Annotated in this window: 2 protein-coding genes; both read right to left on the minus strand. The window is 63.5% G+C overall.

The genetic code is table 11. The annotated features are described in order from the left end of the window. Positions 1-109: 109 nt before the first annotated feature. Positions 110-832, minus strand: a complete 723-nt coding sequence (locus tag Q2K20_RS18015; RefSeq protein WP_083249484.1) for a recombinase family protein — start codon at positions 830-832, stop codon at positions 110-112. 1111 nt (positions 833-1943) lie between these two features. Then, the gene (locus Q2K20_RS18020; protein ID WP_069389309.1) at positions 1944-2411 is read right to left on the minus strand and encodes a hypothetical protein; all 468 of its coding nucleotides are present in this window, start codon (positions 2409-2411) and stop codon (positions 1944-1946) included. Between the last annotated feature and the right edge of the window lie 287 nt (positions 2412-2698).

The following is a 2698-nucleotide window of genomic DNA, read 5'->3' on the forward strand; positions in this document are numbered from 1 at the left end:
TCGGCTGCGAGGCCTCCAGGGCCGCGTCAGTAGTTGCAGTGATAGTCATGCTGGGTTCTCCTTCTCCTCACGCCCCAGCCTCTCAACCAGCCAGCCCGGGTGTCTCACCTCAGTCTGGCGGATAGGGAAGGGCGGTCGCGTCCTGGCCGACGTAGACGTTGCGGACAGTGGCGGGCTGCCAGCGCACGCCACCTCGTGCGGTCGGCACGTCATCGGCCGTGAGTCCATCGGCCACGGCTTGCCACGTCTTGCCAGCGTCACGCTCGGACACGATGCGGGCGACCACCTCACGGGAAAGCGACGAGGGGCGGCCCAACCGGACACCCTGCGCCCGCTTCACAACAAGCGCGGCCTTGGTCCGCTCACTCACGAGGTTGCGCTCATACTCGGCGGCGCTCGCCATGTTCCCCAGCATGAACCGGCCCGCGGCGGTCCCGGTGTCGATCTGCAAGTCACACATGACCAACCCCCACCCCTCGGCGGCGGCGAGCGTGTCGAGGTCGAGCACGCGAGCGGCGGTACGACCGATGCGAGATAGGTGGGAGGCGACAAGCCTGGACGCCTGCCCGTCAGACACGGCGTCGAGAGCGGCGGACAAACCGGGACGCTCGACCGGGGCGACGGTTCCGGACACGCCCTCATCGGTGAACCACGCGACGACCGTCCACCCCTCGGCGGCGGCGCGGGATTCGATAGCGGTCCGTTGCGCTTCGAGCCCTAGACCAGACACGGCCTGTTCCTCGGTGCTCACGCGGAGATAGCCGATTGCTGCGGTCTCGTCACGGGTGACGTTGCGGCGCCGGGGCTTTCTCGGTGCGGTCACACCACCCATTTAAACCAAACGGTCTAATGGTTTAACGACTGTGGGCAACAAGCGGCCACGGCGCCCTCCAGCGCGAGCCCCTACTCCCTGCCGTCAGCCGAAATGAGGACGTTTCTGCCACGCAGAAGAGTAACCCCTGATAACTTATTGAATGCTCAGCTAAGCCCCGTCGCCATCTTGGAGAAGCTCATGAGGAATCGCGTTATCCGTTCAGTTGTGACTTGCCTCGCGACAGTTGCACTGACTACGAGTGGCGCCGCCACCGCCACAGCGTCAGTCGCCGACCCATTCGGAAACGCGCTGGGATCGCTGCAGCTCCCTACAGAAAACGGTGATCAATTGGTTTGGCAAGGACCGATCGAGGGGGACGTAAACCATCACGCTCGACAGGTGGTCCGGCTCGGAAATGGAGTAACCGCCACCATCACTCTTGACGTCCCCTCACGGACCATTTCAGTATCGGCCGACAACGGGGCGTACCTGAAGTTCGACCTAAACTCCCTTCGCGCACATGTAGGCGCAAACCGGGACGGTCAGGCAATCGCACCACTCGCTAATTCCTGTGATGTCGCTACCGGGATTGCGGGCATCGCCCACTCCGCACTATGGGGCGCCGCACTTGGCGGACCTGCAGGCGTTGCGGCCGGAGTTGCCGTTGGCGCGTTCTGGTGGGGGGTATCACAGGGGTGCTGATAAATTTAGTCCAGAAACACTACATACCGGACAGAAGTTGATCCCTTGCTTACATCTCACCTGAGCGAACAGCATCATAAAACGTTACAAAACGCCTCACGGGGCCTGCTCGGAGTGGCTTTATTTTCCGGCGTGGCCCTCTTCGTTAGTGCGCTATTGGGATACTCCAGAGGAGTCGACGGTGCGGTAACATTATTCGCCTTGTCCGTTGGCGGAGCAAGTACCGGAGCACTCGAATACATGTCGAGAAAACGACGGCATACCGGTATGCCTATTTTTCTTCTGATCCTGAACTTCGCCCTCGTGTCGGTGGGCATGTGGTTGCTAACGGGCCTAATCCCAAGATAGCTAAAGCACGTTCCAGTGGCCCACTCCTCCGCTACCCCGTAGGGCGCTTCGCGCCTGCCAGGTAGCCCCGTTAAGGCGGTTACCCGCCGGCGCCTGGCTGGCGAGCCTTGAAGGTGGCTCGCTCGGCGGCACGTCGCTGCTGCCGGGACAGACCAACCGTCGGCACTGCGGCGCCCAGGGGCGCCTCCTGGGCGCGGTTGATCGACTCGTAGCGCTCATCTCGACGGCCCCGCTCGTAACCACGGCGGTCAGCTTCCGCCAACTCCTGGCGCCACTTCTCGAGTCGCTGCTCGGCATCAGGCAGGGGGAATCCGCCTCGAAGCGCACGACCCGACCCGTCGGGCAGGTCGAACATTTGCTCCATCACAGCGTCGGCTTCGGCCGGCACGATCATCTGCCCATTCCATTGCTTTGCAACCGCGCCCAGGACGCGCAGCAACAGCTGCCGATGCTGCATCGAGGTCAGGTACTCCGCCCACTCGTCAGCCACACGGGGACGAGCCGGAGCATCGACCGCCAGGATCGGCTGCTCGTTATCCCGCGCCACCCGACGGGCCTCCTTCGCGCGCTGCCGGCAAGCAGTCGAGCACCATCGCGGACGTCGCCCACGACCCGCCCACATCACCGGATCACCGCACCGCGGACACTCACCAGCACTGCCCAGAGGCCATGTGCGCACCCTACCGAGAAACGGCACACCCCCAACACACTTAGCCTCAATTCACCGATGAAGTAGCCGGGGCGGTCGCTGGCATGGTCGTGGGTCGTGACCGTATGGAGGGCGTGTGAGGTCCGCCGGTCTGCCCGGCTTTCCACTTTGGTTCCTGGTCGTAG

Source organism: Dietzia sp. IN118, from assembly GCF_032905965.1.
Classification (GTDB): domain Bacteria; phylum Actinomycetota; class Actinomycetes; order Mycobacteriales; family Mycobacteriaceae; genus Dietzia; species Dietzia kunjamensis.